General features: G+C 74.3%; 26 protein-coding genes and 2 pseudogenes. 18 read left to right on the forward strand and 10 right to left on the reverse strand.

All coding sequences use genetic code 11. The features are described from left to right. The first annotated feature begins 39 nt into the window (after window positions 1–39). Window positions 40–603 (forward strand): TetR/AcrR family transcriptional regulator, encoded by a 564-nt coding sequence (locus ACGF15_RS25135; protein ID WP_392802116.1) that lies wholly within the window; start codon window positions 40–42, stop codon window positions 601–603. A 46-nt stretch (window positions 604–649) separates the two neighbouring features. On the opposite strand, the gene ACGF15_RS25140 is transcribed toward ACGF15_RS25135, so the two are convergent. Together ACGF15_RS25140 and ACGF15_RS25145 are read right to left on the reverse strand one after the other, a co-directional pair. Further along, the gene (locus ACGF15_RS25140) at window positions 650–1,546 is read right to left on the reverse strand and encodes a DeoR/GlpR family DNA-binding transcription regulator (protein WP_376427469.1); all 897 of its coding nucleotides are present in this window, start codon (window positions 1,544–1,546) and stop codon (window positions 650–652) included. Window positions 1,547–1,748: 202 nt separating this feature from the next. Beyond that, complete coding sequence (locus tag ACGF15_RS25145) at window positions 1,749–3,188, reverse strand: NAD(P)H-quinone dehydrogenase (protein WP_392802119.1); 1,440 nt, start codon at window positions 3,186–3,188, stop codon at window positions 1,749–1,751. 240 nt (window positions 3,189–3,428) lie between these two features. Here ACGF15_RS25145 and ACGF15_RS25150 point away from each other — a divergent pair, with 240 nt between their 5' ends. From ACGF15_RS25150 to ACGF15_RS25160, 3 genes are all read left to right on the forward strand, one after another. Further along, entirely contained in the window at window positions 3,429–3,866 is a 438-nt protein-coding gene (locus ACGF15_RS25150) for a gamma-glutamylcyclotransferase (protein ID WP_256527205.1), read from the forward strand. A gap of 147 nt (window positions 3,867–4,013) precedes the next feature. Next, window positions 4,014–4,844, forward strand: coding sequence for a purine-nucleoside phosphorylase (locus ACGF15_RS25155; RefSeq protein ID WP_345616398.1), 831 nt, complete (start codon window positions 4,014–4,016; stop codon window positions 4,842–4,844). Between the two features lie 113 nt (window positions 4,845–4,957). Continuing rightward, entirely contained in the window at window positions 4,958–6,616 is a 1,659-nt protein-coding gene (locus tag ACGF15_RS25160; protein ID WP_392802123.1) for a phospho-sugar mutase, read from the forward strand. A gap of 88 nt (window positions 6,617–6,704) precedes the next feature. Here ACGF15_RS25160 and ACGF15_RS25165 read toward each other — a convergent pair whose 3' ends face one another. Then, window positions 6,705–7,355 carry a PH domain-containing protein gene (locus tag ACGF15_RS25165; RefSeq protein WP_392802126.1) on the reverse strand — a complete coding sequence of 217 codons (651 nt, stop codon included), beginning with the start codon at window positions 7,353–7,355 and terminating at the stop codon, window positions 6,705–6,707. Window positions 7,356–7,552: 197 nt separating this feature from the next. On the opposite strand from ACGF15_RS25165, the gene deoC reads away from it, so the two are divergent. Genes deoC through ACGF15_RS25180 form a run of 3 tightly spaced genes read left to right on the forward strand, consistent with a single transcriptional unit; the run spans window position 7,553 to window position 10,862 of the window. After that, window positions 7,553–8,503 (forward strand): deoxyribose-phosphate aldolase, encoded by a 951-nt coding sequence (gene deoC / locus ACGF15_RS25170; RefSeq protein WP_345616404.1) that lies wholly within the window; start codon window positions 7,553–7,555, stop codon window positions 8,501–8,503. A 5-nt stretch (window positions 8,504–8,508) separates the two neighbouring features. Next, a complete protein-coding gene (locus ACGF15_RS25175; protein ID WP_345616395.1) occupies window positions 8,509–9,966 on the forward strand; it encodes an aldehyde dehydrogenase family protein in 1,458 nt (485 codons plus the stop codon). After that, window positions 9,963–10,862: an aldehyde dehydrogenase family protein gene (locus ACGF15_RS25180; RefSeq protein ID WP_376428592.1), complete on the forward strand. Its 900-nt coding sequence runs from the start codon at window positions 9,963–9,965 to the stop codon at window positions 10,860–10,862. Before ACGF15_RS25175 ends, ACGF15_RS25180 begins: the two co-directional genes overlap by 4 nt. A gap of 108 nt (window positions 10,863–10,970) precedes the next feature. Here ACGF15_RS25180 and ACGF15_RS25185 read toward each other — a convergent pair whose 3' ends face one another. Continuing rightward, window positions 10,971–11,375, reverse strand: a complete 405-nt coding sequence (locus tag ACGF15_RS25185; protein WP_345616393.1) for a hypothetical protein — start codon at window positions 11,373–11,375, stop codon at window positions 10,971–10,973. A 122-nt stretch (window positions 11,376–11,497) separates the two neighbouring features. Between ACGF15_RS25185 and ACGF15_RS25190 the strand changes: the two genes are divergently transcribed. After that, window positions 11,498–12,136 (forward strand): hypothetical protein, encoded by a 639-nt coding sequence (locus tag ACGF15_RS25190; protein WP_345616392.1) that lies wholly within the window; start codon window positions 11,498–11,500, stop codon window positions 12,134–12,136. Window positions 12,137–12,463: 327 nt separating this feature from the next. Here ACGF15_RS25190 and ACGF15_RS25195 read toward each other — a convergent pair whose 3' ends face one another. Beyond that, window positions 12,464–13,222: a SigE family RNA polymerase sigma factor gene (locus tag ACGF15_RS25195; RefSeq protein WP_345616391.1), complete on the reverse strand. Its 759-nt coding sequence runs from the start codon at window positions 13,220–13,222 to the stop codon at window positions 12,464–12,466. A gap of 168 nt (window positions 13,223–13,390) precedes the next feature. On the opposite strand from ACGF15_RS25195, the gene afsQ1 reads away from it, so the two are divergent. From afsQ1 to ACGF15_RS25220, 5 genes are all read left to right on the forward strand, one after another. After that, a complete protein-coding gene (gene afsQ1, locus ACGF15_RS25200; RefSeq protein WP_256527214.1) occupies window positions 13,391–14,068 on the forward strand; it encodes a two-component system response regulator AfsQ1 in 678 nt (225 codons plus the stop codon). A 133-nt stretch (window positions 14,069–14,201) separates the two neighbouring features. Further along, a complete protein-coding gene (locus ACGF15_RS25205) occupies window positions 14,202–15,752 on the forward strand; it encodes a HAMP domain-containing sensor histidine kinase (protein ID WP_345616403.1) in 1,551 nt (516 codons plus the stop codon). Continuing rightward, on the forward strand, window positions 15,749–16,387 hold the full coding sequence (locus ACGF15_RS25210; RefSeq protein ID WP_345616390.1) for a hypothetical protein: 639 nt from the start codon (window positions 15,749–15,751) through the stop codon (window positions 16,385–16,387). Before ACGF15_RS25205 ends, ACGF15_RS25210 begins: the two co-directional genes overlap by 4 nt. 139 nt (window positions 16,388–16,526) lie before the next feature. Continuing rightward, window positions 16,527–17,123 (forward strand): VanZ family protein, encoded by a 597-nt coding sequence (locus ACGF15_RS25215; RefSeq protein ID WP_345616389.1) that lies wholly within the window; start codon window positions 16,527–16,529, stop codon window positions 17,121–17,123. Between the two features lie 92 nt (window positions 17,124–17,215). Beyond that, the gene (locus ACGF15_RS25220) at window positions 17,216–17,416 is read left to right on the forward strand and encodes a PspC domain-containing protein (RefSeq protein ID WP_256527217.1); all 201 of its coding nucleotides are present in this window, start codon (window positions 17,216–17,218) and stop codon (window positions 17,414–17,416) included. A 175-nt stretch (window positions 17,417–17,591) separates the two neighbouring features. Here ACGF15_RS25220 and ACGF15_RS25225 read toward each other — a convergent pair whose 3' ends face one another. Beyond that, window positions 17,592–17,954, reverse strand: a complete 363-nt coding sequence (locus ACGF15_RS25225) for an ATP-binding protein (protein WP_345616388.1) — start codon at window positions 17,952–17,954, stop codon at window positions 17,592–17,594. 144 nt (window positions 17,955–18,098) lie between these two features. Then, complete coding sequence (locus ACGF15_RS25230) at window positions 18,099–19,235, reverse strand: adenosine deaminase (protein WP_345616387.1); 1,137 nt, start codon at window positions 19,233–19,235, stop codon at window positions 18,099–18,101. Between the two features lie 103 nt (window positions 19,236–19,338). Between ACGF15_RS25230 and ACGF15_RS25235 the strand changes: the two genes are divergently transcribed. Further along, window positions 19,339–20,220 (forward strand): alpha/beta hydrolase, encoded by an 882-nt coding sequence (locus ACGF15_RS25235; RefSeq protein WP_345616386.1) that lies wholly within the window; start codon window positions 19,339–19,341, stop codon window positions 20,218–20,220. A 208-nt stretch (window positions 20,221–20,428) separates the two neighbouring features. Continuing rightward, a complete protein-coding gene (locus tag ACGF15_RS25240) occupies window positions 20,429–20,989 on the forward strand; it encodes an HD domain-containing protein (RefSeq protein WP_392802137.1) in 561 nt (186 codons plus the stop codon). Here ACGF15_RS25240 and ACGF15_RS25245 read toward each other — a convergent pair. After that, entirely contained in the window at window positions 20,977–21,444 is a 468-nt protein-coding gene (locus tag ACGF15_RS25245) for an NUDIX hydrolase (protein ID WP_392802140.1), read from the reverse strand. The two genes, ACGF15_RS25240 and ACGF15_RS25245, sit on opposite strands and share 13 nt — an antisense overlap. Continuing rightward, window positions 21,431–21,613: pseudogene (locus ACGF15_RS25250) on the reverse strand (XRE family transcriptional regulator); the annotation flags it as partial. The pseudogene ACGF15_RS25250 and the gene ACGF15_RS25245, both read right to left, overlap by 14 nt. Between ACGF15_RS25250 and ACGF15_RS25255 the strand changes: the two are divergent. After that, window positions 21,611–21,952, forward strand: a pseudogene (locus ACGF15_RS25255) (adenylyl cyclase); the annotation flags it as partial. The pseudogenes ACGF15_RS25250 and ACGF15_RS25255 overlap by 3 nt on opposite strands. A gap of 90 nt (window positions 21,953–22,042) precedes the next feature. On the opposite strand, the gene ACGF15_RS25260 reads toward ACGF15_RS25255, so the two are convergent. Continuing rightward, a complete protein-coding gene (locus tag ACGF15_RS25260; RefSeq protein WP_392802143.1) occupies window positions 22,043–22,990 on the reverse strand; it encodes a LysR family transcriptional regulator in 948 nt (315 codons plus the stop codon). A 62-nt stretch (window positions 22,991–23,052) separates the two neighbouring features. Between ACGF15_RS25260 and ACGF15_RS25265 the strand changes: the two genes are divergently transcribed. Both ACGF15_RS25265 and ACGF15_RS25270 read left to right on the forward strand, forming a co-directional pair. Next, complete coding sequence (locus ACGF15_RS25265) at window positions 23,053–24,339, forward strand: MFS transporter (protein ID WP_392802146.1); 1,287 nt, start codon at window positions 23,053–23,055, stop codon at window positions 24,337–24,339. A gap of 246 nt (window positions 24,340–24,585) precedes the next feature. Continuing rightward, complete coding sequence (locus ACGF15_RS25270; RefSeq protein ID WP_392802149.1) at window positions 24,586–25,590, forward strand: sigma-70 family RNA polymerase sigma factor; 1,005 nt, start codon at window positions 24,586–24,588, stop codon at window positions 25,588–25,590. Window positions 25,591–25,736 lie beyond the last annotated feature (146 nt).

Below are 25,736 nucleotides of genomic sequence, written 5' to 3' on the forward strand. Positions count from 1 at the left end.
CGGCACCACCGGGCGCCGCCGTCCGGCATCCTGGACGGCGTGACCGACACCAGGCCCAAGCGCGCCGACGCGCGCCGCAACTACGAGCGTCTGCTCACCGAGGCGCGTGCCGTCTTCGCCGCGCACGGCACGGACGCCTCGCTGGAGGAGATCGCACGCCGCTCGGGGGTCGGCATCGGCACGCTCTACCGGCACTTCCCGACCCGGCAGGCGATGCTCAGCGCCGTCTTCCAGGACGCGCTGGCCGCGCTCCTGGAGCGGTCCGGCGAACTGGCGGACGCCGAGGACCCGTGCGCGGCGCTGGTGGAGTGGCTGCGCACGCTGATCGCCCACACGGGTGAGTACCGGGGCCTGGCCCGCGCGCTGATGTCCTGCGCGGCGGACTCGGGCTCCGCGCTGGCCTCGTGCAGTGTGCCCCTGCGGGAGGCGGGCGCGGTGCTGCTGCGGCGGGCCCAGGAGGACGGCGCGGTCAGGGCCGACGTCTCGATCGGTGATCTGATGCAGCTGACCAACGCGATCGCACTCGCCGCGGAGCAGGACCCGCACGATGCCGGTCTGGCGGACCGCCTGCTGCACCTCACCCTGCGCGGCCTGCGCCCCTGACCCGCCGGGCGCGGCGCCTCCCCAGGGGCGCCCGTACCCGCCCCGCTCAGCGGCGGCGCAGGTCCGCCACGCGGGCGGCACCGCGCTCCGGCAGCACCTCGGGAGCGAGCGCACCCGGCGCGCTCCGCAGCCCGCCGCGGGTACGGCGCTGCCCCGGCAGCGGCACCTCGTGGCGGGCCCCGCCCCCCGCGGGGGCCTCCGCTCCGGCCACCGCGATCTGCACGCCCTGGTCGGCCAGGGCCTGGAGCTCCGTCGCGGCCCGGTCGTCGTGGGCGGGGGGTTCGTCGGTGACCAGCCGGGTGATGACGTCGGTGGGCACGGTCTGGAACATGGTGTCGGTGCCCAGCTTGGTGTGGTCGGCGAGGACCACCACCTCCGCGGCCGCCTGCACCAGGGCCCGGTCCACGCTCGCGGAGAGCATGTTGGACGTGGACAGCCCCCGCTCGGCGGTCAGCCCGCTCCCGGACAGGAAGGCCCGCGAGACCCTCAGGCCCTGGAGGGACTGCTCCGCGCCGCTGCCGACCAGCGCGTAGTTGGAACCCCGCAGGGTCCCGCCGGTCATCACGACCTCCACGCGGTTGGCGTGGGCGAGGGCCTGGGCGACCAGCAGGGAGTTGGTCACCACCGTCAGGCCGGGGACGCGGGCGAGCCGGCGGGCCAGCTCCTGCGTGGTGGTCCCGGCGCCGACCACGACGGCCTCGCCCTCTTCGACGAGCCCCGCGGCGAGGTCGGCGATGGCGGTCTTCTCCGCGGTCGCGGAGAGGGATTTCTGCGGGAAGCCGGATTCGCGGGTGAAACCGCCCGGCAGCACCGCACCGCCGTGGCGGCGGTCGAGGAGTCCTTCTGCCTCCAGTGCCCGCACGTCACGCCGGACGGTCACTTCGGAGGTCTGGACGACGCGGGCGAGCTCACGGAGCGACACGGCTCCGTTGGCGCGCACCATTTCGAGGATCAGTTGACGACGTTCTGCAGCGAACACGAAACCGACAGTAACCCCACGGCACGTGTGTTTTCAGCTCCATGCACCGGATAACGGAAACTGTGCACTTGAGGGGTCGCCAAGTGATATAGGCGACCCCTCTGTTGACCGGTTCCCGCGACAAGTGCCCGGAGTTCGCCGGGTTTCTCCCTGCCGGGCGGGCCGCTCAGCCCTCGCCGGACGCCTTGCGGGTGTGCAGCTGCCGTGCCACTTCGGCGATCGAGCCCGACAGGGACGGGTACACGGTGAAAGCGTTTGCGATCTGTTCCACCGTCAGGTTGTTGTCGACCGCGATCGAGATGGGGTGGATCAGCTCCGAGGCGCGCGGCGCGACGACGACACCGCCGACCACGATGCCCGTGCCCGGACGGCAGAAGATCTTCACGAAGCCGTCCCGGATGCCCTGCATCTTGGCGCGGGGGTTGCGCAGCAGCGGCAGCTTGACGACGCGGGCGTCGATCTTCCCGGCGTCCACGTCCGCCTGGGTGTAGCCGACGGTCGCGATCTCCGGGTCGGTGAAGACGTTGGACGAGACGGTCTTCAGGTCCAGCGGGGCCACCGCGTCGCCGAGGAAGTGGTACATCGCGATGCGCCCCTGCATCGCCGCGACCGAGGCGAGGGCGAACACGCCGGTCACGTCGCCGGCCGCGTAGACGCCGGGCGCCGAGGTCCGCGAGACGCGGTCGGTGCGGATGTGGCCGGAGTCCTTCAGCCGGACGCCCGCCTCCTCCAGGCCCATGCCCTCGGTGTTGGGCACCGCGCCGACGGCCATCAGGCAGTGGGTGCCGGAGATGACCCGGCCGTCGGCGAGGGTGACCTCGACCCGGTCGCCGGCCCGCTTGGCGGACTGGGCGCGCGAGCGGGCCATCACGTTCATGCCGCGGCGCCGGAAGACGTCCTCCAGCACCGCCGCCGCGTCCGGGTCCTCGCCGGGCAGCACGCGGTCGCGCGAGGAGACCAGGGTGACCCGCGAGCCGAGCGCCTGGTAGGCGCCGGCGAACTCGGCGCCGGTGACGCCCGAGCCGACCACGATGAGCTCCTCGGGAAGCTCGGTCAGGTCGTACACCTGGGTCCAGTTGAGGATGCGCTCGCCGTCGGGCTGCGCGTCGGGGATCTCCCGCGGGTGGCCGCCGGTGGCGACCAGGACGGCGTCGGCCGTCAGCCGCTCCTCACTGCCGTCGGCGGCCCGGACGGCCACGGTGCGGGAGCCGTCCGAGGCCTGCAGTCCCTCCAGGCGCCCGCGGCCCCGCATCACGCGCACCCCGGCGCGGGTGACCGAGGCCGTGATGTCGTGCGACTGGGCGAGGGCCAGCCGCTTCACACGGCGGTTCACCTTGCCGAGGTCCACGCCGACGACCCGGGCGGCCTGCTCCAGTGGCGGGGTGTCGTCCGCCACGATGATGCCGAGCTCCTCGTAGGAGGAGTCGAAGGTCGTCATCACCTCTGCGGTGGCGATGAGGGTCTTCGAGGGCACGCAGTCGGTGAGCACCGAGGCCCCGCCCAGACCGTCGCAGTCGACGACGGTCACCTCCGCACCGAGCTGGGCGGCCACCAGGGCCGCCTCGTATCCGCCGGGTCCGCCGCCGATGATCACGATCCGGGTCACGAAAAAGTCCGCCTCGCATTGTCGTTCCCGGCCCGCCTGCCCGCTTCTGCCGGGGGTCCGGGGAGGGCCCCCGGGGGAATGCAGTACGTACCTCATTGTCCCGCACCCCGTGCGGCTTCTCGCCCCGGGGGCGGCAACCGCGCCCCGGCCTGCGCACGGGGGCGCGGCGCCCCCGCCCGGGGCACCGTCCCGCCCCGGAGCGCCGACCGGCCCGCGCCGCGCTCCCGTACCCTCGATCCCATGTCGCTCTACGCCGCGTACGCCGGCAACCTCGACGCGCGGCTGATGTCCCGCCGCGCACCGCACTCACCGCTGCGCAGCACCGGCTGGCTGAACGGCTGGAGGCTGACCTTCGGCGGGGAGCAGATGGGATGGGAGGGGGCACTGGCCACCATCGTCGAGGCGCCCCGCTCCCAGGTCTTCGTCGCGCTCTACGACATCGCGCCGATGGACGAGGACTCGATGGACCGCTGGGAGGGCGTCGGGCTCGACATCTACCGGCGGATGCGGGTGCGGGTGCACACCCTGGACGGCGAGGAGCCCGCCTGGGTGTACGTGCTCAACGCCTACGAGGGCGGCCTGCCGTCCGCCCGCTACCTGGGCGAGATCGCGGACGCGGCGGAGTCCGCGGGCGCCCCTCACGACTACGTGATGGAGCTGCGCAAGCGCCCCTGCTGAGGCGGCCGGGGAGCACCCCCGGGAGCCTCCGGTGCCATCCGGAGGCGGCCCGCGCGACGGGTTCGTCGGAAACGACAAGGCAACGATCCGGGCTCCGTGGGCTGCGTCATCTACGCGCGTAGGGCTCGACGGGTTACCCTCGTCGGCGTGAACGCATCTGTGAATCCGGACTCCCTCGGCGCCCTCGCCGACCCCCTTGCCGCTGCCGACGCCGCCGCCGGGCGCCTGCGCGAGCTGACCGGCACCGAAACCCACGACGTGGCGCTGGTGATGGGTTCCGGCTGGGCCCCCGCGGTGGACGCGCTCGGCGCCCCCGAGGCCGAGTTCCCCGTCACCGAGCTGCCCGGCTTCCCGCCGCCCGCGGTCGAGGGCCACGGCGGCAAGGTCCGCTCCTACCGGATCGGCGACAAGCGCGCACTCGTCTTCCTCGGCCGCACCCACTTCTACGAGGGCCGCGGCGTGGCCCCGGTCGCCCACGGGGTGCGCACCGCGGTCGCCGCCGGCTGCAAGACGGTCGTGCTGACCAACGGCTGCGGCGGCCTGCGCGAGGGCATGCGCCCCGGCCAGCCGGTCCTGATCAGCGACCACATCAACCTGACGGCCGCCTCCCCCATCGTCGGCGCCAACTTCGTCGACCTGACCGACCTCTACTCGCGGCGGCTGCGGGCGCTGTGCAAGGAGGTGGACGAGAGCCTGGAGGAGGGTGTCTACGTCCAGTTCCCCGGCCCGCACTACGAGACCCCGGCCGAGATCGGCATGGTCCGGGCCATGGGCGGCGACCTCGTCGGCATGTCCACCGTGCTGGAGGCGATCGCGGCCCGCGAGGCCGGCGCCGAGGTGCTCGGCATCTCCCTGGTCACCAACCTGGCGGCCGGCCTGTCGGGCGAACCGCTGAACCACGAGGAGGTCCTCCAGGCTGGCCGCGACTCCGCGGCGCGGATGGGCGAGCTGCTCACCCGGGTGCTCGCACGCATCTGAGGGACCCCGCAGACGGGCGCGGCGGGCCCGGCCCCGCCGCGCCCGTACGCATCCCCACCCCACCCCGGCCGGGACGACGACGTACGGACGCACACAGGAGAGGCGGAGCAACCGTGCAGGACGACCTCATCGCACGGGCCGAGGCATGGCTCGCGGAGGACCCGGACCCCGTCACGAGGGCGGAGCTGGCCGCGCTGATCGAGGCGCGCGACCTCGACGCGCTGGGCGACCGGTTCTCCGGCACGCTCCAGTTCGGCACCGCGGGCCTGCGCGGCGAGCTGGGTGCGGGGCCCATGCGGATGAACCGCGCCGTGGTCATCCGCGCCGCCGCGGGACTGGCCGCCTATCTCAGGGCCCGCGGGGAGGACGGCGGGCTGGTGGTCGTCGGCTACGACGCCCGCCACCGTTCCGAGGACTTCGCCCGGGACACCGCCGCCGTGATGACGGCCGCCGGCCTGCGGGCCGCCGTGCTGCCCCGCCCGCTGCCCACGCCCGTGCTGGCCTTCGCCATAAGGCGGCTGGGCGCGGTCGCCGGTGTGGAGGTCACCGCCAGCCACAACCCGCCGCGGGACAACGGCTACAAGGTCTACCTCGGCGACGGCTCCCAGATCGTCCCGCCCGCGGACACCGGCATCGCCGCCGAGATCGCCGCGATCACCGGTCTCGACGCCGTGCCGCGCGCCGAGTCGGGCTGGACCGTGCTCGGCGAGGAGGTCGTCCAGGCGTACCTGGAGCGCACCGACGCGGTGCTGAGCCCCGGCTCGCCGCGCACCGCGCGCGTCGTCTACACGGCGATGCACGGCGTCGGCCGGGGGGTGCTCACGGCCGCCTTCGCGCGCGCGGGCTTCCCCGCCCCGGCCCTGGTGGCCGAGCAGGCCGACCCGGACCCGGAGTTCCCGACCGTGGCGTTCCCCAACCCGGAGGAGCCGGGCGCCATGGACCTGGCCTTCGAGGCGGCCCGCGCGGTGGCGCCCGACGTGGTGATCGCCAACGACCCGGACGCGGACCGCTGCGCGGTGGCCGTGCCCGACGCCTCGGCCGAGGGCGGCTGGCGGATGCTGCGCGGCGACGAGGTCGGTGCCCTGCTCGCCGCGCACCTGGTGCGCAAGGGCGCGACCGGGGTGTTCGCGGAGTCCATCGTGTCCTCCTCGCTGCTGGGCCGCATCGCCGGGGCGGCGGGGCTCCCGTACGAGGAGACCCTGACCGGCTTCAAGTGGATCGCCCGGGTGGAGGGCCTGCGCTACGGCTACGAGGAGGCGCTGGGCTACTGCGTCGACCCCGAGGGCGTCCGGGACAAGGACGGCATCACGGCGGCGCTGCTCGTGGCCGAGCTGGTCTCCGAGCTCAAGGAGCAGGGCCGCACCCTGGACGACCTGCTGGACGACCTGGCCGTCGAGCACGGGCTGCACGCCACGGACCAGCTGTCGGTACGGGTGGAGGACCTGGGGGTCATCGCCCGGGCGATGGACACCCTGCGCACCGCGCCGCCCGCCTCGCTCGCCGGTCTGCGGGTGTCCTCGGCGGAGGACCTGGCGGAGGGCTCGGGCGGGCTGCCGCCCACCGACGGTCTGCGCTACCGCCTCACGGGCGAGTTCTCCGCCCGGGTGATCGTCCGGCCGAGCGGCACGGAGCCCAAGCTGAAGTGCTACCTGGAGGTCGTCGTCCCGGTGGCGGACCGCGGGGCCCTGGGTGCCGCCCGGGAGCGCGCGGCCTCGGTGCTCGCGGCGGTCAAGCGCGACCTGGCCGCGGCGGCCGGGCTTCCGGCGGCCTGACCCGGCGCCGCCCCGGGCAGGCCCCCGGGCCTGCCCGGGGCGGGTGCGGGGCCGCGGCCGCCCCGGCGCGCGGGGCGCCGGTCCCGGCTCAGCCCGTCGCGAGGAGCACGGCGAGGAGCAGGGCCCCGGCGGCCGCCGGGGCCAGCACCTCGTAGGCCCAGCGCACGCGCGCCTCGCCCTGCGCCTCCGGGGCGCTCCCCAGGCGCTCGGCCATCTCCCGCAGCTCGGCGACGGCCCGGTCGGCGGGGGCCGTACCGGGTCGGGGGTCGTGGTGGCGGGTGTGGTCCTGCACCCGGCCGCGCGGGCCGCCGGAGCCCGCGCGCGCCTGCCGGCGGGCCGCCTGCTTGCGCTGCCGCAGCGAGACGGGGATGGACCACAGCTGGTACTTGTCGCCGCCCTCGGTGAAGACCTCGCTGGAGTAGCCGGCGCGCACGTCGGCGACGGTGCTCCACGGCAGGACGATCGTGCGGAACGGGTTCCGGATCCGCAGGCGCCGCCCGTCGGCCCATACGGCCGGACGGAAGGTGAAGGCGACGATCAGGGGCACCGCGAGGAGCGCGCCGGCGAGGGCGAGCCAGGGCGTGCGCCCCTCCCCGCGCAGGAGGGCGTCGACCGTGATCCAGCCGACGAGCGCGAGCATCACCGCGCCGCCGGCCATGGCGCCGGTCGACCGGTGGACCCGCTCGTGGGCGCCGTCGGCGTCGGGGGCGGGCTGCGCGGGCTGATCGGGAGGCGTCATGCACCCGATTCTGCCGTACGGGCCCCGCCGGGGAGCCCCGGGCCGCGGCCGCGCGGTGCGGGCCGGAGCAGGCCGGACACCGGCGGCCCGCCCCGCTCCCGACGGCCTCCGGGGGAGCCGTCCGCCGGGCGCCGGTGTCGATCACGCGCACCCCCTGTACAGGCCGCTACGCGCGTAGATATGCTGCCCTGGTGACCATGCCCACCAATGCACCAGCTGCACTCTCCGACGTGACCGCGTCCGACGGTGCGCTGCGCCGCTTCCTCCACGGGCTGCCCGGCGTCGACGCCGTCGGCCTGGAGGCGCGCGCCGCGTCCCTCGGCACCCGCTCGATCAAGACCTCCGCCAAGGCGTACGCGATCGACCTGGCCATCTCGATGATCGACCTGACGACGCTGGAAGGCGCGGACACCCCGGGCAAGGTCCGGGCGCTCGCGGCCAAGGCCGTCAACCCCGACCCGACCGACCGGACCGCCCCGCACACCGCGGCGGTCTGCGTCTACCCCGACATGGTGGCGACCGCCAAGGCGGCACTGAACGGCGCCGACGTCAAGGTCGCCTCCGTGGCCACCGCCTTCCCCGCGGGCCGCGCCGCGCTCGACGTGAAGCTCGCGGACACCCGCGACGCCGTCGCCGCCGGGGCGGACGAGATCGACATGGTGATCGACCGCGGCGCCTTCCTCGCCGGGAAGTACCTGAAGGTGTACGAGGAGATCCTGGCGGTGAAGGAGGCCGGCGGGTCCGCCCGCCTGAAGGTCATCTTCGAGACGGGCGAGCTCTCCACGTACGACAACATCCGCCGCGCCTCCTGGCTCGGGATGCTCGCGGGCGCCGACTTCATCAAGACCTCGACCGGCAAGGTCGCGGTGAACGCCACTCCGGCGAACACCCTGCTGATGCTGGAGGCCGTGCGCGACTTCCGGGAGCAGACTGGAGTGCAGGTGGGCGTGAAGCCCGCAGGCGGGATCCGCACGTCCAAGGACGCGATCAAGTTCCTGGTGCTGGTGAACGAGACCGCGGGCGCGGACTGGCTGGACAGCCACTGGTTCCGCTTCGGCGCCTCAAGCCTGCTGAACGACCTGCTGATGCAGCGTCAGAAGCTCGCCACGGGCCGCTACTCCGGCCCCGACTACGTGACGGTGGACTGATCAACATGGCTTCCGTATTCGAGTACGCGCCCGCTCCCGAGTCGCGGGCGATCGTCGACATCGCTCCGTCGTACGGCCTGTTCATCGACGGCGAGTTCGCCGACGCCGCCGACGGCAAGGTCTTCAAGACCGTCTCCCCGTCCAGCGAGGAGGTGCTCTCCGAGGTCGCCCGGGCCGGCTCCGAGGACGTCGACCGCGCGGTGAAGGCCGCCCGCCGGGCGTTCGAGAAGTGGTCCGCGCTGCCGGGCGGCGAGCGCGCCAAGTACCTGTTCCGGATCGCCCGGATCATCCAGGAGCGCAGCCGCGAGCTGGCCGTCCTGGAGACCCTGGACAACGGCAAGCCGATCAGGGAGACCCGCGACGCGGACCTGCCCCTGGTCGCGGCGCACTTCTTCTACTACGCGGGCTGGGCCGACAAGCTGGAGCACGCCGGCCTCGGGCCGAACCCCCGCCCGCTGGGCGTGGCCGGGCAGGTCATCCCGTGGAACTTCCCGCTGCTGATGCTGGCGTGGAAGATCGCCCCGGCGCTCGCCGCGGGCAACACGGTGGTGCTCAAGCCCGCCGAGACCACCCCGCTGTCGGCGCTGTTCTTCGCTGACATCTGCCGCCAGGCCGGTCTGCCCAGGGGCGTGGTCAACATCCTGCCCGGCTACGGCGACGCCGGCGCCGCGCTGGTGGAGCACCCCGGGATCGACAAGGTCGCCTTCACCGGCTCCACCGCGGTCGGCAAGGCCATCGCCCGCCAGGTCGCGGGCACCGGCAAGAAGGTCACCCTGGAGCTGGGCGGCAAGGGCGCCAACATCGTCTTCGACGACGCCCCCCTCGACCAGGCCGTCGAGGGCATCATCGGCGGCATCTTCTTCAACCAGGGCCAGGTCTGCTGCGCGGGCTCGCGCCTGCTGGTCCAGGAGTCGATCCAGGACGAGCTGCTCGACTCGCTCAAGCGCCGGCTGTCCACGCTGCGCCTCGGCGACCCGCTGGACAAGAACACCGACATCGGCGCGATCAACTCCGAGGAGCAGCTCGCCCGGATCACCTCGCTGGTGGAGAAGGGCGAGGCGGAGGGCGCCGAGCGCTGGTCGCCCGCCTGCGCGCTGCCGAGTTCGGGCTACTGGTTCGCCCCGACGCTGTTCACCAACGTCACCCAGGCGCACACGATCGCCCGCGACGAGATCTTCGGCCCGGTGCTGTCGGTCCTGACGTTCCGCACCCCGGACGAGGCGGTCGCCAAGGCCAACAACAGCCAGTACGGCCTGTCCGCCGGGATCTGGACGGAGAAGGGCTCGCGCATCCTGGCGGTGGCGAACCGGCTCCGGGCGGGCGTGGTGTGGGCCAACACGTTCAACAAGTTCGACCCGACGTCGCCCTTCGGCGGCTACAAGGAGTCGGGCTACGGCCGCGAGGGCGGCCGTCACGGTCTGGAGGCGTACCTCGCCCCGACGAGCCCGGAGGGCGCGCGATGAAGAGCACGGTGGACGCGGACCGTCTGGGCGTCTTCAAGACCTACAAGCTGTACGTCGGGGGCAAGTTCCCCCGCTCCGAGAGCGGCCGGGTGTACGAGGTGACGGACTCCAAGGGCAAGTGGCTGGCGAACGCACCCCTGTCCTCCCGCAAGGACGCCCGTGACGCGGTGGTCGCCGCGCGCAAGGCGTTCGGCGGCTGGTCGGGGGCCACGGCCTACAACCGGGGCCAGGTCCTCTACCGCGTCGCGGAGATGCTGGAGGGGCGCCGGGACCAGTTCGTGCGCGAGGTCGCGGACGCGGAGGGCCTGTCGAAGTCGAAGGCCGCCGCGGTGGTGGACGCCGCGATCGACCGCTGGGTCTGGTACGCCGGCTGGACCGACAAGATCGCCCAGGTGGTGGGCGGGGCGAACCCGGTCGCCGGGCCCTTCTTCAACCTGTCGACCCCGGAGCCGACGGGCGTGGTGGCCGTCCTGGCCCCGCAGGAGTCCTCGTTCCTGGGGCTGGTGTCGGTCGTCGCCCCGGCGATCGCCACCGGCAACACCGTCGTGGTGGTGGCCTCCGAGGGGGCGCCGCTGCCGGCGCTGTCGCTGGCCGAGGTGCTCGCCACCTCCGACGTGCCCGGCGGCGTGGTCAACATCCTCTCCGGGCGCACCGCGGAGATCGCGGCCCCGCTCGCCTCCCACCAGGACGTCAACGCCATCGACCTGGCCGGCGCGGACGAGGACCTGGCCAGGGAGCTGGAGACGGCCGCGGCGGACAACCTCAAGCGCGTGCTGCGTCCGCAGCCCGTGGACTTCACCGCGGCGCCGGGCACCGGGCGCCTGACCGCCTTCCTGGAGACCAAGACGGTCTGGCACCCCACGGGCTCCCTGGGAGCCTCCGGCTCGGCCTACTGAGCCCCCGGGCCCTCGGCGGCCCTCCCGTCCGAAGCCCCCGGCGCCCGTCCGCGCCGGGGGCTTCCCGCCGTGGGTGCTCCCTCCCGGGCGTGGCCCGGGGCGCGGCACCTACGGCAGCAGCGTCCCCGCCAGCGGCCCGGCCACGGGGAGGTCCTCCAGCGCCTGGCCCCGGGTGACGTTGTCCGTGACCAGCGCGGTGCTCACCGGCTGGAAGTCGGCGACCTGGGTGCCGACCGCGTTGTCCAGGGGGTCCACGCCGGTGTTGGCCAGCGGGTGGAGCTGGAGGCTCTTGAGCTCGCCGACGCCCGCCACCGACCGGGCGGCCACGCCCGTGACGGTGTCCAGTGGCGCGGCGGCGGACGCCGGGTCCACGCCGACGGGGGCCGCGACCGGGGCGGGTGCGGCCTGGGCGGCGGCGGCGCCCGCTCCGAGGGCCGCACCGGCCGCGGCCAGGGTCAGTCCGGTGCGCACCAGGGTGCCGCGGCGCCGGGGGGAAGCTGCGTGACGAGCCATGTCGTTCCTTGTCTGGATGAGTGAGCATCGGTCAGCGGAGCGTGGTCGGGGGGTGTGAGCCCGGCTACCCACCGCGCCCTCGGGGGTTGTCCCCCGCTTTTCATGCGTCAGACTTGTCTCCCGTGAGTTCCCGACCCATACCGACCCGCGTCGTACTGCTCGCGGGCCCCTCCGGCTCCGGCAAGTCGTCCCTCGCCGCCCGCACCGGCCTTCCGGTGCTGCGCCTGGACGACTTCTACAAGGAGGGCAACGACCCGACGCTCCCCCTGGTGACGGGCAGCACCGACATCGACTGGGACTCGCCGGCGTCCTGGGACGCCGACGCCGCCGTGGCGGCGATCGGCGAGCTCTGCGCCACGGGCCGCACCGAGGTGCCCGTGTACTCGCTCGCGACCAGCTCCCGCGTCGGCACCGACTCCCTCGACATCGCGCGCACACCGCTGTTCGTCGCGGAGGGCATCTTCGCCGCCGAGATCGTGGGGCGCTGCCAGGAGCTCGGCCTGCTCGCGGACGCGCTGTGCCTGCGGGGCCGTCCGTCCACGACGTTCCGCCGCCGCTTCGCCCGGGATCTGCGCGAGGGGCGCAAGTCGGTGCCGGTGCTGCTGCGGCGGGGGTGGCGCCTGATGCGCGCCGAGCGGGGCATCGTGGCCCGCCAGGTCGGACTGGGGGCCCACCCGTGCGGCCGGGACGAGGCCCTGGGGCGGCTGGCCGACGCCGCCGCCGGGCGGTGCCGCAAGCCTGCCGTCCGGCTGACCGCCTGAAGTCCCGGTCGGGCCGGGCCCAGGTCGTCGGCTGCGCACACGGCGCCGTCCGCCCGTGCACGCGTCAGGCGGGATGTGCGGACACGACCCGGCGGCCCGCGCCGCGCACACGGCGACGCGGGGCCGGACCGAACCCCCCGGTCCGTCCTGCCCCGCGTCCATCCCCCGTGGATCCCCGTGTCCCCCGCGGATCCTGCTCCCGCCGCCTCCCCCGAGGCGGCGGGCCGTGCGCCCCCCTTGCTCCCCCGTGGTGCGGGATCCCCGTGTCCCCCGTGGACCCCGCTCCCGCCGCCTCCCCCCAGGTGGCGGCGGACTTCTCCGCGTCCTTCAGGCCACCAGCTCGCCGAAGGACTCCTCCAGGTCTCGGCCGAAGCTGAGGACCTCGTCCTCGCGCAGCCGGCGGAGGGACCGCCAGATGCTCGACTTCACCGTCCCGACACTGATGTCCAGGATGTCCGCGATCTCCGGGTCCGTGCGGCCCTCGTAGTAGCGCAGGACCAGCATGGTGCGCTGGAGCTCGGGAAGCCTCGCGAGCGCCTGCCAGAGCACCGCGCGCAGTTCGGTGCCGCGCATCGCGTCGGTGTCGCCGACCGTCTCCGGCAGCTCCTCCGTCGGGTACTCGTTGAGCTTGCGCCGACGCCAGGCGCTGATGTGGAGGTTCGTCATGGTGCGGCGCAGATAGCCGCCGACCGCCCCCTTGTCGCTGATCCGGTCCCAGGCGCGGTAGGTGGAGAACAGCGCGCTCTGGAGCAGGTCCTCGGCCTCGTGACGGTCCCCCGTGAGGTGGTAGGCCGTGGCGTACAGGGAGGCCCGGCGCTCCTGGACGTAGGCGGTGAACTCCGCCTCCGAGCCGGAGGCCCGCCCCTCGGCCGCCTCCCCCTGCGCCTGCGCGGGCACTCCCGCCGGGGTGTCCACCACCGCCATGTAGGCGGTGCGGCCCTGCTCCCCGTGCGGCGCCCGGTACTGGCGCCCGGCGCCGCGAACGCACCCCCGCCCGTTCACGGCGCCGGACTTCTCCGCACTCCGCACGACGTCGTGGAGACGCGTGACGACTGCGCTTGAGGTGGTGCTGCGCACTGCGGTCATCTCGCGCCCCCCGTCGAGTGGAGTCTGCTTCCTTCGGTGTGACAAGAAGCCTGCCCTGGCTCCTTCATGACGGTGTCCGCCGACTGTCACAGGCGCGTCACAGAGGACCGCGGCGCCGCCGCGCACCGGGGAGTCGTCCCCGCGCGGGGCATGGGCCAGAATGGGGCCGTGCCTTTCCTGTTGCTGATCGAGGACGACGACGCCATCCGCACGGCCCTCGAACTCTCCCTCACCCGCCAGGGCCACCGTGTGGCCACGGCGGCCACGGGCGAGGACGGACTCCAGCTGCTGCGCGAGCAGCGGCCGGACCTGATCGTGCTGGACGTGATGCTGCCCGGGATCGACGGCTTCGAGGTGTGCCGGCGGATCAGGCGCACCGACCAGCTGCCGATCATCCTGCTGACGGCGCGCAGCGACGACATCGACGTGGTGGTCGGGCTGGAGTCGGGCGCCGACGACTACGTGGTCAAACCGGTCCAGGGGCGGGTGCTGGACGCGCGGATCCGCGCGGTGCTGCGCCGGGGCGAGCGCGAGTCCACCGACTCCGCGACCTTCGGCGCCCTCGTGATCGACCGCTCCGCGATGACCGTGACCAAGAACGGCGACGACCTCCAGCTGACGCCCACCGAGCTGCGGCTGCTGCTGGAGCTCAGCCGCCGCCCCGGACAGGCCCTGTCGCGGCAGCAGTTGCTGCGACTGGTGTGGGAGCACGACTACCTGGGCGACTCCCGGCTGGTCGACGCCTGCGTGCAGCGCCTGCGGGCCAAGGTGGAGGACGTGCCCTCCTCCCCGACCCTGATCCGCACGGTCCGCGGCGTCGGCTACCGGCTGGACGTCCCGCAGTGAGGCCCCCGGCACCCGCGCCCCGCACGGCGTCCCCCCACCCCGCCGCCCCGGCGGCGGAAGGGACCGGGCGGTGAGCGGGCAGGAGCACGCGCAGGACCGGGACGGGACGGACACGGCCGACGAGCGGCGCGGGATATTCACCCGGCTCCGCCTGACGAGCCTGCGGCTGCGCCTGGTCGTGGTCTTCGCCCTGGTGGCGCTCACCGCGGCGGTGTCCGCCTCCGGCATCGCCTACTGGCTCAACCGCGAGGCGGTCCTCACCCGCACCCAGGACGCCGCGCTGGACGACTTCCGGCGCGAGATGCAGACCCGGGCGGCCGCACTGCCGCTGCGCCCCACCCAGACCGAACTCCAGCGCACCGCCGAGCAGATGACCGGCGGCGGCGACTACGGAGTGGTGCTGGTCGGCGAGAACGCCGAGGGCAAGCAGATCGCCGGGGTGTCCGACCGCGACCTGTTCACCATGGAGGACGTCCCCGCGTCGCTGCGGAACGCGGTCGACGACCGGCAGGAGGTGGGCGAGGGCAACCCCGTGGCCTACCACCTGTACTGGCAGCGCATCGAGCGCGACGGGGAGCCCTACCTGGTGGGCGGCAGCCGGATCGTCGGCGGCGGGCCCAGCGGCTATCTGCTGAAGTCGCTGGAGCAGGAGCGGGCGGACCTGGCCTCGCTGGGCTGGTCGCTCGCCATCGCCACGCTGCTGGCGCTGATCGGGTCCGCGCTGCTGGCGCAGGCGGCCGCGACCACGGTGCTCCGGCCGGTCCACCGGCTGGGCGAGGCCGCCCGGCGGCTGGGCGAGGGCAAGCTGGACACCCGCCTGAGCGTCTCCGGCACCGACGAGCTGGCCGAGCTGTCCAGAACCTTCAACAAGACGGCCGCCTCCCTGGAGAAGAAGGTCGCCGACATGAGCGCGCGGGAGGAGTCCAGCCGTCGCTTCGTCGCGGACATGTCCCACGAGCTGCGGACGCCGCTCACCGCGCTGACCGCCGTCACCGAGGTGCTGGAGGACGAGGCGGACGCGCTCGACCCGATGATCGCCCCGGCGGTGAACCTCGTGGTCAGCGAGACCCGGAGGCTGCACGACCTGGTGGAGAACCTGATGGAGGTGACCCGCTTCGACGCGGGGACCGCACGCCTGGTCCTGGACACGGTGGATGTCGCCGACCAGGTCACCGCCTGCATCGACGCGCGCGCCTGGCTGGACGCCGTGGAGCTGGACGCGGAGCGCGGGATCATGGCCCGCCTGGACCCGCGCCGCCTGGACGTGATCCTGGCCAACCTGATCGGCAACGCCCTCAAGCACGGCGGGTCGCCGGTGCGGGTCTCGGTGCGCCCGGGCGAGCACGAACTGCGGATCGAGGTCCGGGACCACGGCCCCGGCATCCCCGAGGAGGTGCTGCCGCACGTCTTCGACCGCTTCTACAAGGCGAGCGCCTCGCGCCCGCGCTCCGAGGGCAGCGGCCTGGGCCTGTCCATCGCCGTGGAGAACGCCCACATCCACGGCGGCGACATCACGGCCGCCAACTCCCCCGACGGCGACGGGGCCGTCTTCGTACTGCGGCTGCCCATCGGCGCGGGCGGTCCCGGCGAACGCGAGACAACCGGCTCCGGGGACACGGACCGGGGGAACGACACCGGCGCGGACGCGGAGGGCCGCGGCCGGGGAGAGGACGGCGCGACGTGACGCTCCGCACCAGGCCCCGCCCCTGCGGCGGTCGCCGTGCCCCCGGCGCCGGGGCCCTGGCGCTCACGGGGGCGGCGCTCCTCCTCGCGGGCTGCGGCATCCGGCCGACCCAGGTGCCGGTCGACGCGGGACCGGCCCCGTCCCGGGCGGCGTGCGAGGTCTCCGAGGACGCCGCCCCGGAGACCGCCCCCGGCGGGACCAGACGGGTGTACCTGCTGTGCACCACGGGCCTGGTGCCGGTGGCACGGTCCGCCGCCGTCGCCGGGGAGCCGGCCGGCGGGCGGGTGGCCGCGGCGCAGTCGCTGGTCGACGAGCTGCTGCGCGTCCCCTCGGAGGCCGAGGCGGCGGCGGGGCTGTCCAGCCAGGTGCGCGGGCCGCTGGTGGTGGGCGGCGCCCGGGCCGGGGACCCCTCCGGCACGCTGCGGCTGAGCCGGCAGCCCGAGGACCTGCCCGTGGAGGCACTGGCGCAGCTGGTGTGCACCCTGGCCGAGAGCGGGGCGGCCGTGGACTCGGCGGTGGTGCTGGGCGGCCCCGGGCCCTACGGACCGCACGCTTACACGTGTCCGTCGACGGTGAGGGAGCGCCCGGAGTCCCCGCTGCCGACCCGGGCCGTGCCGACGCCCGGAGCGCGGTGACCCGGATGCGTGCGAGCCACCGCCGCGGGGGACGGCAGAGCGGCCCGGCCGGACCCGGCGGCGTTCCGCTTCGGGTTCCGGCAGGGCCGTCCGGGTGCCGGGCGGAACCGATCCGCGGAGGGCAGACGTCTTGAGGGACGTGCAGCGTCAAGGTTTCGGCGGCAGCGCCGCCATCCGCTTCCGCACGGCGGGGCTCGTGCTCCTCCTCCTCCATCTGCTGCTCGTCGGCTGGCTCACCCTCCGCCCGCGCGACGTGCTGTGGGTGACCGCGCCGAACCTGGAGCCCTTCGCCGGCATCGCGGCCGCTCTGGGGTCCGGGCCGTCCGAGGGCCTGCGCTACCTGGGCGAGGGCCTGCTGCTCCTGGCCCCGCTCGGTGTGCTGCTGCCCATGGCCGGGGGCCGGCTCGCCGTCTCCTCCTGGGGCTCCCTGGTCCGCACGGTGGCCGCGGGCGCCCTGGTGTCGCTGGGCATCGAACTGCTGCAGACCGGGGTGCCCGGCCGGGTGGTCGACGTCGACTCGCTGCTGCTGAACACCCTCGGGGTCGCGCTCGCCCACGCCGTGGTGGTCCCGGCGGCCCGGGCCCGGCTGCGGCGCCGGCCGATGCGGCCCGGGGGGCCGCGCACCCGCGGGGGCGCCGTCCGCCCCGGCCGGGACGGCGGGCGGGAGCCCCTCCCCGGGTACGAGGAGTCCCAGGGTCCGACCCCGACGATTCCCAGGGTCGGGATCGCCCCCTAGAGCGACGCTTCGTCCGTTTCCCTGCGGGAAGCTGGAGAACATCGGGAGCTCACCGGAAAGGCTCCCGGCCACCTCGACCTAGGAGTCCCACGATGGCCGCACTGACCCGTCCCAGCGAAGGTCGCATGATCGCCGGAGTGTGCGCGGGGCTGGCCCGGCGCTTCGGCCTCTCCGCGACGACGATGCGCATCATCTTCCTGGTCTCCTGCCTGCTTCCGGGGCCGCAGTTCCTGCTCTACCTCGCGCTGTGGGTGCTGCTGCCCTCCGAGGACAAGAAGGCCGCCGCCTGGTGACCGCGCCCGCCTCCGGCGGGCGGGGACCGGGCCGCCCGGCGGGGGCCGTGGAAACGCAGCGCGGGGCGCACACCCTTGGAGGGGTGTGCGCCCCGCGCGTTCCCGCGTGGTGCGGCCGGGCCGCCCGGTGCCGGACCGCGCCGGGGACCGGCCGCACCTGCGGTACCGGGTCCGCTCAGCCGGTGAGGCCGCCCGGCAGCAGGCCGCCGCCCAGCTCGCCGGTCTGCAGGCCGCCCAGCAGCCCGGTGACGGGGGCCGCGGCGTCCTCGGAGGACAGGGTCTCGCCGGCCGCCTCCTGCACGGCGCCCGGCAGGGTGGCGGCGGCGCCCGTCACCGCGGACTGCCCGCCCGCCAGGGCCTGCGGGGCCCCGGAGGGGAGGGAGGTGGCGGCTTCCTGGACCGGGGCGACCTGCGAGACCTGGCCCAGCAGCCCGGTGGCGTCGGTCAGGGCGGGCGCGGCGGAGGCGGTACCGGCGGCGGCAGCGGCGAACGCGGCGCCGAGTGCGGCGGTGCCGAGGGTCTTGGCGGACTGCTTCATCAAAGACGCATCCTTGCGGAGGGGAACATGAGCGGCTCCGCAAGCTAGTCAGCCTCGCACAGGGCCCGCAAACACCGCGAAGCGGCCGGAGCTTGACGGCTCCGGCCGCTTCGGTGTAGGCGGGCTCGACGAGGGGTCGGGCCCTCAGTTCCCGGTCGTGGAGGTCTGGCGGAAGAGCCACTCCGACCTGAGTTCGGCGTAACCGGGCTTGATCACGTCGTTGATCATCGCAAGGCGTTCATCGAAAGGAATGAACGCCGACTTCATGGCATTGACGGTGAACCACTGCATGTCGTCGAGCGTGTATCCGAACGCCTCGGTCAGCAGCTCGAACTCACGGCTCATGCTGGTGCCGCTCATCAGCCGGTTGTCCGTGTTGACGGTCAGGCGGAAGTGCAGGCGGCGCAGCAGGCCGATGGGGTGGTTCCGGTAGGAGTCGGCGGCCCCCGTCTGGAGGTTGGAGGTCGGGCACATCTCCAGCGGGATGCGCTTGTCGCGCACGTAGGAGGCGAGGCGGCCCAGCTTCACCGAGCCGTCCTCGGCGACCTCGATGTCGTCGATGATGCGCACGCCGTGGCCCAGCCGGTCGGCGCCGCACCACTGGAGCGCCTGCCAGATGGACGGCAGGCCGAAGGCCTCGCCCGCGTGGATGGTGAAGTGGTTGTTCTCGCGCTTGAGGTACTCGAAGGCGTCCAGGTGGCGGGTGGGGGGGAAGCCCGCCTCGGCACCCGCGATGTCGAAGCCCACGACACCGGTGTCCCGGTAGCGGTTGGCCAGCTCGGCGATCTCCAGGGCCCGGGCGGCGTGGCGCATCGCCGTCAGCAGCGCGCCGACGCGGATGCGGTGGCCGCTCTCCCGGGCGCGCCGCTCGCCCTCGCGGAAGCCCTCGTTGACGGCCTCCACCACCTCCTCCAGCGTCAGCCCGCCCTCCAGGTGCTGCTCGGGGGCGTAGCGGATCTCGGCGTAGACGACGCCGTCCTCGGCCAGGTCCTCGGCGCACTCGGCGGCCACCCGGAACAGCGCCTCGCGGGTCTGCATCACGGCGCAGGTGTGTGCGAAGGTCTCCAGGTAGCGCGGCAGCGAGCCCGAGTCGGCGGCCTCCCGGAACCAGACGCCCAGCTTGTCGGGCTCGGTCTCCGGCAGGGACTCGTAGCCGCTCTCCCGGGCGAGGTCGATGATCGTGCCCGGTCGCAGACCGCCGTCGAGGTGGTCGTGGAGCAGCACCTTGGGTGCGCGGCGAATCTGGTCCACGGAGGGGGATTCAAGGGTCTGGCTCGTCATTGGCGCACTCTATCTCCTACGCGCGTAGAGTGCCCAGTGTCGATACGTAACAGTGACCGTGCGTACGGGTGGCGTACACCTCGCCTTCTGAGACTGTTGGCCCATGGCACACCGCGCACTGCCCCGGTGGTGGGGGCGACAGGCCGGACCGGACGGACGCACGTCCCCCCGCAGTGACACGACCGTCGGACCGGCGCCGCAGGACGGCCGCCCACCGCGGCAGGCGCGCCTGGGCGACCTCACGGGCCGCCGCCTCGGCGCCCCCTCCCCCACCGGGCCCGCCCCGGCGCGCGACACCCCCGTGGGCGGGGTGGTCCTGCTGCTGCCGGACGGCGAACCGGTGTCGGACCGCCCGGCGTCCCCCCTGTCCTACGCGGCGCTGCTCCCGCTCGGCCGGACCCTGGCCCGTGCGGGCGGCCCCGAGGGCCTGCTGGTGCACCGGGTGCGCTACCGCACCCGCGGGTGGAACGGCGTGGACGCCCACCTCGCGGCCGACGCCGCCTGGGCCGCCGAGGAGGCGGTCCGCCGCTACGGCGACGTCCCGGTGTGCCTCGTGGGGCACGGCATGGGCGCACGGGCCGCCCTGCGGGCCGCCGGGCACCCGGCGGTGGCCTCGGTGGTGGCACTGGCGCCCTGGCTGCCCGAGGAGGACCGGGCGGCGCCGCCCGAGCCGGTGGCGCAGCTGGCCGGGCGCCTGGTCCTGATCGTGCACGGAACCAAGGACCGCGCCACGGACCCGGAACTGTCCTACCGGCTGGCGGCCCGGGCGAAGAAGTCCCACCGGGACATCTGCCGCTTCGAGGTGCACGCGGACGGGCACGCGCTGCGGCAGTACCAGGACGAGGTCCTGGCGCTGACGGCGGACTTCGTCCTCGGCTCGCTGTTCGGCCGCCACTACGCCCGCCCCGTCGCGGACGCCCTGGCGGCACCGCCCCCGCTGGGGCTGCGCATGCCGCTGGCCGCGGGGTTCGGCGGGGGGCGCTGAGGTACGTCACGTCACGGGGCGGGGGGCGGTCCGGGGCGGTTCCGCGCCTCCACAGGGCCCCGGAGCATTCCGCATCCGTTGGGAGGGCCGGGCCCGCCTTTCGGCGCGGCGGGCCATGGGCGGCCGCCCATCCAGGCCACGGGGGACGGACGCTTCAGGGCACGGCCCGAACGACTGGTGGGGGTGCCGACCGGGCATCCAAGGGACCATGAACGATGTGACGCGTTGGGCCACACAGGTCGCCGCGGCCGAACTCGCCGACGCACTCCCACGACGGTGGGCACATTGCCGGGGTGTCGCCTCCCGAGCGACGGAGATCCGGCGGATCGTGGGCGAGGACGCGGATCTCCTGGTTGCGGCAGCGATACTCCACGACGTCGGCTACGCACCCCGCCTGGCCTTCACAGGCTTCCACCCGCTGGACGGGGCGAGGTTTCTTCGCGACGACCACAGGGCGGACACGCGCCTGACCCGGCTTGTCGCGCACCACTCCTTCGCGCTCCTGGAGGCCCAGGAGCGCGGATTGCGAGACGAGCTCGTCACCGAGTTCCCGCTACCGGAGGGGCCTTTGACGGCGGACGCGCTCGTGTACTGCGACATGACGACCACACCTGACGGCGGTCGGACCACTGCGGAGGAGCGTGTCGCGGAAATCCTCGGCCGCTACGGGGACGACAGTGTGGTCGGGCGCTTCATCCGGCGGGCGGCGCCGGAGGTCTTCTCCTCGGTCGAGCGGATCGAGTCCGCCCTGGCGGCTCAGCCGAGGTAGGGGTAGGTGCCGGCGAGGTAGTCACCGATCTGCTGGCGCATGCTCGGGTGGATGTCGTACTGGTCGAGGTCGGCCGGCTGGACGAAGCGGACCCCGTCGGCCTCGTCGTTGATCGTGGGTGCTCCGCCGACACGGCGGCCGATGTAGGTGTTCTCGTACTGCTGGCGGATCTCGCCGTCGGTGTAGGCGACGATGTGGTTGGGGTTGGTGTAGACGCCGAGGAAGCCGGTGATCTCCGCGATGATGCCGGTCTCCTCCAGGCACTCGCGGACGGCGCACTCGGCTGCAGTCTCGCCGATGTCCTGGGCTCCGCCGGGGAGCGCCCACTGGCCGGTGTCGCGGCGGCGCTGCAGGAGTACGGCGCCGGTCTCGTCGACGACGAGCAGGTTGCTGGCCGGGACGAGGGTGTTCGCCTTCGGGGCGCCGGGGTCGTTGTAGTACTCAGTCCTGCCCATGGTCGGCGGTCCTCTCCTGGTCGGGTGCCCATGGCCGCGCGGCAACCCAGACGGCGTCGAAGCTCTGAGCGTAGCCGTCGAACCACCCTGTGCCGTCTGCCCTCTTGAGGTGAAGGAGGGGGTTGGCGCTGGCCGGTTGGCCCCAGATGTGGGGGTTGACGAGTAGGTCACCGACCTGCACGCCATGGCCGACATCCTGCGCCGGGTCGGCCTCACCGAGGTGCGCTACCAGGAGAACTACCGCGAGGAATGGCGCCTGGGCGAGGTCGCCTTCGACTTCGACACCTGGCCCGGCCTCCCCACCTTCCTGGAGATCGAGGGACCCGACGAGGCGTCGGTGCGGCAGGCCGCCGCGCTGCTGGACCTCGACTACTCCGAGGCCCGCTTCGGCAGCGTCGACGAGATCTACAGGAGCGAGTCCGGCCGCGACATCCTGGCCGAGCCCACCCTCCTGTTCTCCGACACCGAGAGGCAGGGCTTCACCGCGACCGGGCCCCTGGGCCACTGACCACGGACGCCGACCAGCCGTCGTGGCGAAGGACGCCCCCCGGCACACGGGCGCTGAGGCGGTCCCGCCCCGGTGCCGTGCACGGCACCCTCACAGCAGCGCCCCCCGGCGGGAGAGCAGGAAGCGCTTGAAGGCGGCGACCGGGGGTGTGTCGGGGTGGCCGTCGAGCCAGGCGAGGCCGATCTCCCGGGCGGCCCTGGGCGCGGTCACGGACAGTTCCACCACCCCGGGGCGGGCGACCGCGGGCGGCGGGAGGAGGGCCACCCCGAGCCCCGCCGCGACCAGCCCCCGCAGCGTCTCGGCCTCCTCGCCCTCGAAGGCGACCCGGGGGGTGAACCCGGCCTGGGCGCACAGGTCGTCGGTGATGCGCCGCAGCCCGTAGCCGGGCTCCAGGGTCACGAAGGTCTCCTCGGCGGCCTCCGCGAGCCGGACGCGGCGGCGGGAGGCGAGCCGGTGGTCGTCGGGTACGACCAGCAGCAGGCGCTGCTCGTCGAGGCGGCGGGCCACCAGGTCCGGTGCGTCGGGGACCGGTGAGGTGAGGCACAGGTCGAGTTCCCCGGCCCGCAGCCGCTCGATCATCGCCTCGCCGTAGTTCTGCACCAGGGTGAAGCGGACACGGGGGTGCTCGGCGCGGAACGCCCTGATGAGCGAGGGGACGGTCTCGGACCCCATGGTGTGCAGGAACCCGAAGGCCACCTTGCCCGCGCCCGGGTCGGCGTCGGCACGGACGGACTCGGCGGCCCGCTCCACCTCGGCCAGCGCACGCTCGGCGGAGGCGAGGAAGGTGCGGCCGGCAGGGGTCAGCGAGACGCTGCGGCCGCGGCGGGCGAACAGCGCCACCCCCAGGTCCTCCTCCAGGCGGACCATGGCCCGGGAGAGCGTCGACTGGGGGACTCCCATCTCCTGTGCGGCGCGCGTCACATGCTCGTGCCGGGCCACGCCGACGAAGTACACGAGCCGCGGTGTGAGCGTCACCGCGATGTCTTCTTCGTAACCGCCCTGTGACAGCCACTGCTCTGAGCTGCGTTCATGCACCATGGGAACGATTATGGCGTTTCCGTGCATTGGACGCATGAAAGGCGGCGGCCTAGGTTCGACGTATGCCTTCCGCCAGTACCAAGGCGTCCGCGTCCGCGGGCGCCGCCTCGCCGTCCCCCTCCTCCGAACTCCCCTGCGACGACGGGCGCCTGGCCCCCGGCGCCCCCGGCTACCGCCGGATGAGCCTCGCCCTCTTCGCCGCCGGACTGGCCGCCTTCGCCCTGCTGTACTCCACGCAGGCGCTGCTGCCCGCGATCTCCGCCGAGTTCGGGGTGACCGCGGGCGCCGCCAGCTGGACGGTGTCCGCGGCGACCGGCGCGCTGGCGCTGTGCGTACTCCCGATGAGCGCACTGTCCGAGCGCTTCGGACGCACCACCCTGATGAAGGCCTCGCTGGCGGTGGCGGTGGCGGTCGCCCTGCTGGTCCCCCTCGCCCCGAACCTCACCTGGCTGGTGGTGCTGCGCGCCGTGCAGGGCGCGGCGCTCGCCGGGCTCCCCGCCTCGGCGATGGCCTACCTCGCGGAGGAGGTGCGCCCCCGGGCGCTGGTGGCGGCGATCGGCCTGTTCGTCGCGGGCAACAGCATCGGCGGCATGAGCGGGCGGATCGTCACCGGCTGGGCCGCGCAGTTCGGCGGCTGGCGGGTGGCCCTGGCGGCGGTCGGGGCGATGGCGCTGGTGTGCGCGCTGGTCTTCCGGTGGCTGCTGCCGAGGGCCCGCCGCTTCAGCCCCGGCACCCTGGACCCGCGGACCCTGGCCCGCACCGTCCGGGGGCACCTGGCGGACCCGCTGCTGCTGCGCCTGTACGCGATCGGCGCGCTGTTCATGACCGTCTTCGGCGCCGTCTACACGGTGATCGGCTACCGGCTGGTGGAGGCGCCGTTCAACCTGCCGCAGGGCGTGGTCGGTTCGGTCTTCCTGGTGTACCTGGTCGGCACGGCCTCCTCGGCGGCGGCGGGGCAGCTGGTGGCCCGGCTCGGGCGGCGCGGGGCGCTGTACCTGGCGGTGGCCACCACGGCGGCCGGGCTGCTGCTGTCGCTCGGCGACAGCCTGGCGGCGGTGCTCGCCGGGCTGGTGCTGATCACCGCCGGGTTCTTCGCGGGCCACGCCGTGGCCTCCTCCTCGGTCAGCCGCACGGTCCGGACGGGCCGCGCCCAGGCGTCGGCCCTGTACCAGTCCGCGTACTACCTGGGCAGCAGCGCGGGCGGCACGCTCGGCGCGGTGGCCTTCCACGGCGGCGGCTGGACGGGGACGGTGGCGCTGGGCCTGGTGGCGGTGCTCGGCGTCGTCTCGATCACCCTCTACGGCACGCACGCGGCGCGGGTGGACGCCCGGCGGACGGCCGGTGCCTGACGCCCGCCGACCGCCCCGGGTGGGGGCCGTCGGCGGTCCGGCGGCCCCGGGCCGCCGCCCCGGGTAAGGGCCGCGGGGCCCCCGGCGCGCCCGGATGCACGCCCGCGGCCCGGCGGCATACTGGTACCCGGTGCAGGAAGCGGCACCGTGCGCACACGGTGCCGGGCCCATGGAGCGGCCCCGTTGTCAGTCCCCTCCGCTACGTTCCGGGGAACGGGTGCCGACGGGTGACAAGGGTGTGGACCGATGAGCGACCTCGCGACGACGCAGGACCTCGACGCCGGGCTGGAGCGGCACCGCCGCGAACTGACCGGCTACTGCTACCGGATGCTGGGCTCCTCCTTCGAGGCCGAGGACGCCGTGCAGGACACCATGGTGCGCGCCTGGCGCAGCATCGACAGGTTCGAGGGGCGTTCCTCACTGCGCTCCTGGCTCTACCGGATCGCCACCAACGTCTGCGTGGACATGCTGAACGCCGGCAACAAGCGCGCCCGGCCGATGGACCTGACGGGCCCGACACCCGTCGCCCAGGCCCAGCTGAACGCCCGCCCGGAGGTCACCTGGCTGGAGCCCGTGCCGGACGGCCGGGTGCTCCCCTCGGTCCTCGACCCGGCGGAGGCGGCGGTCGAGCGGGAATCGATCCGGCTGGCCTTCGTCGCGGCCCTGCAGCACCTGCCGCCGAAGCAGCGGGCGGTGCTGATCCTGCGCGAGGTGCTCGCCTGGAAGGCGGCCGAGGTCGCCGAGCTGCTCGACACCACGGTCGCGTCGGTCAACAGCGCCCTCCAGCGCGCCCGGGCCACGCTCGCCGAATGCCGCCCGGGCGAGGCCGACGCCGCGGACCCGCTCGACGAGCAGCAGCAGGAACTGCTGAAGCGCTATGTCGCGGCTTTCGAGGGCTACGACATGAAGGCGCTGACGGCGCTGCTCCACGAGGACGCCACGATGTCCATGCCGCCCTACGACCTCTGGCTGCAGGGTCACGGGAACATCGTGGGGTGGATGCTCGGGGTCGGCTCGGTCTGCCGGGGCTCGCGCCTGGTGCCCACGGTCGCGAACGGCGTTCCCGCGTTCGCCCAGTACCACCGGCGCACCGACGGCGAGGGGTACGAGCCCTGGGCGCTGATCGTCCTGGAACTCCGCGGCGGCGCGGTGGGGGGCATGGACTTCTTCCTCGACACCGGCCGCTGGTTCCCGCTGTTCGACCTGCCGGCCGCACTCGGCCCGGACGGCTCACCCGTGCGGGCCCGGTAGGGCGGTCGTCGCGGGCGGCCCCGGCGGCGGGGGCGCGTGGTCGCCCAAGGCCGCGCTGTGGTCCGGGGGGTGCGGGTCGGCGGCGGGGGCTCGCGGTCGTCCGGGCTCGCGGTCGCCCGGGTGCGGTGCGGCCCGGCGGGGGGCGG

This window comes from Streptomyces sp. NPDC048001 (genome assembly GCF_043203115.1).
GTDB lineage: Bacteria > Actinomycetota > Actinomycetes > Streptomycetales > Streptomycetaceae > Streptomyces > Streptomyces sanyensis.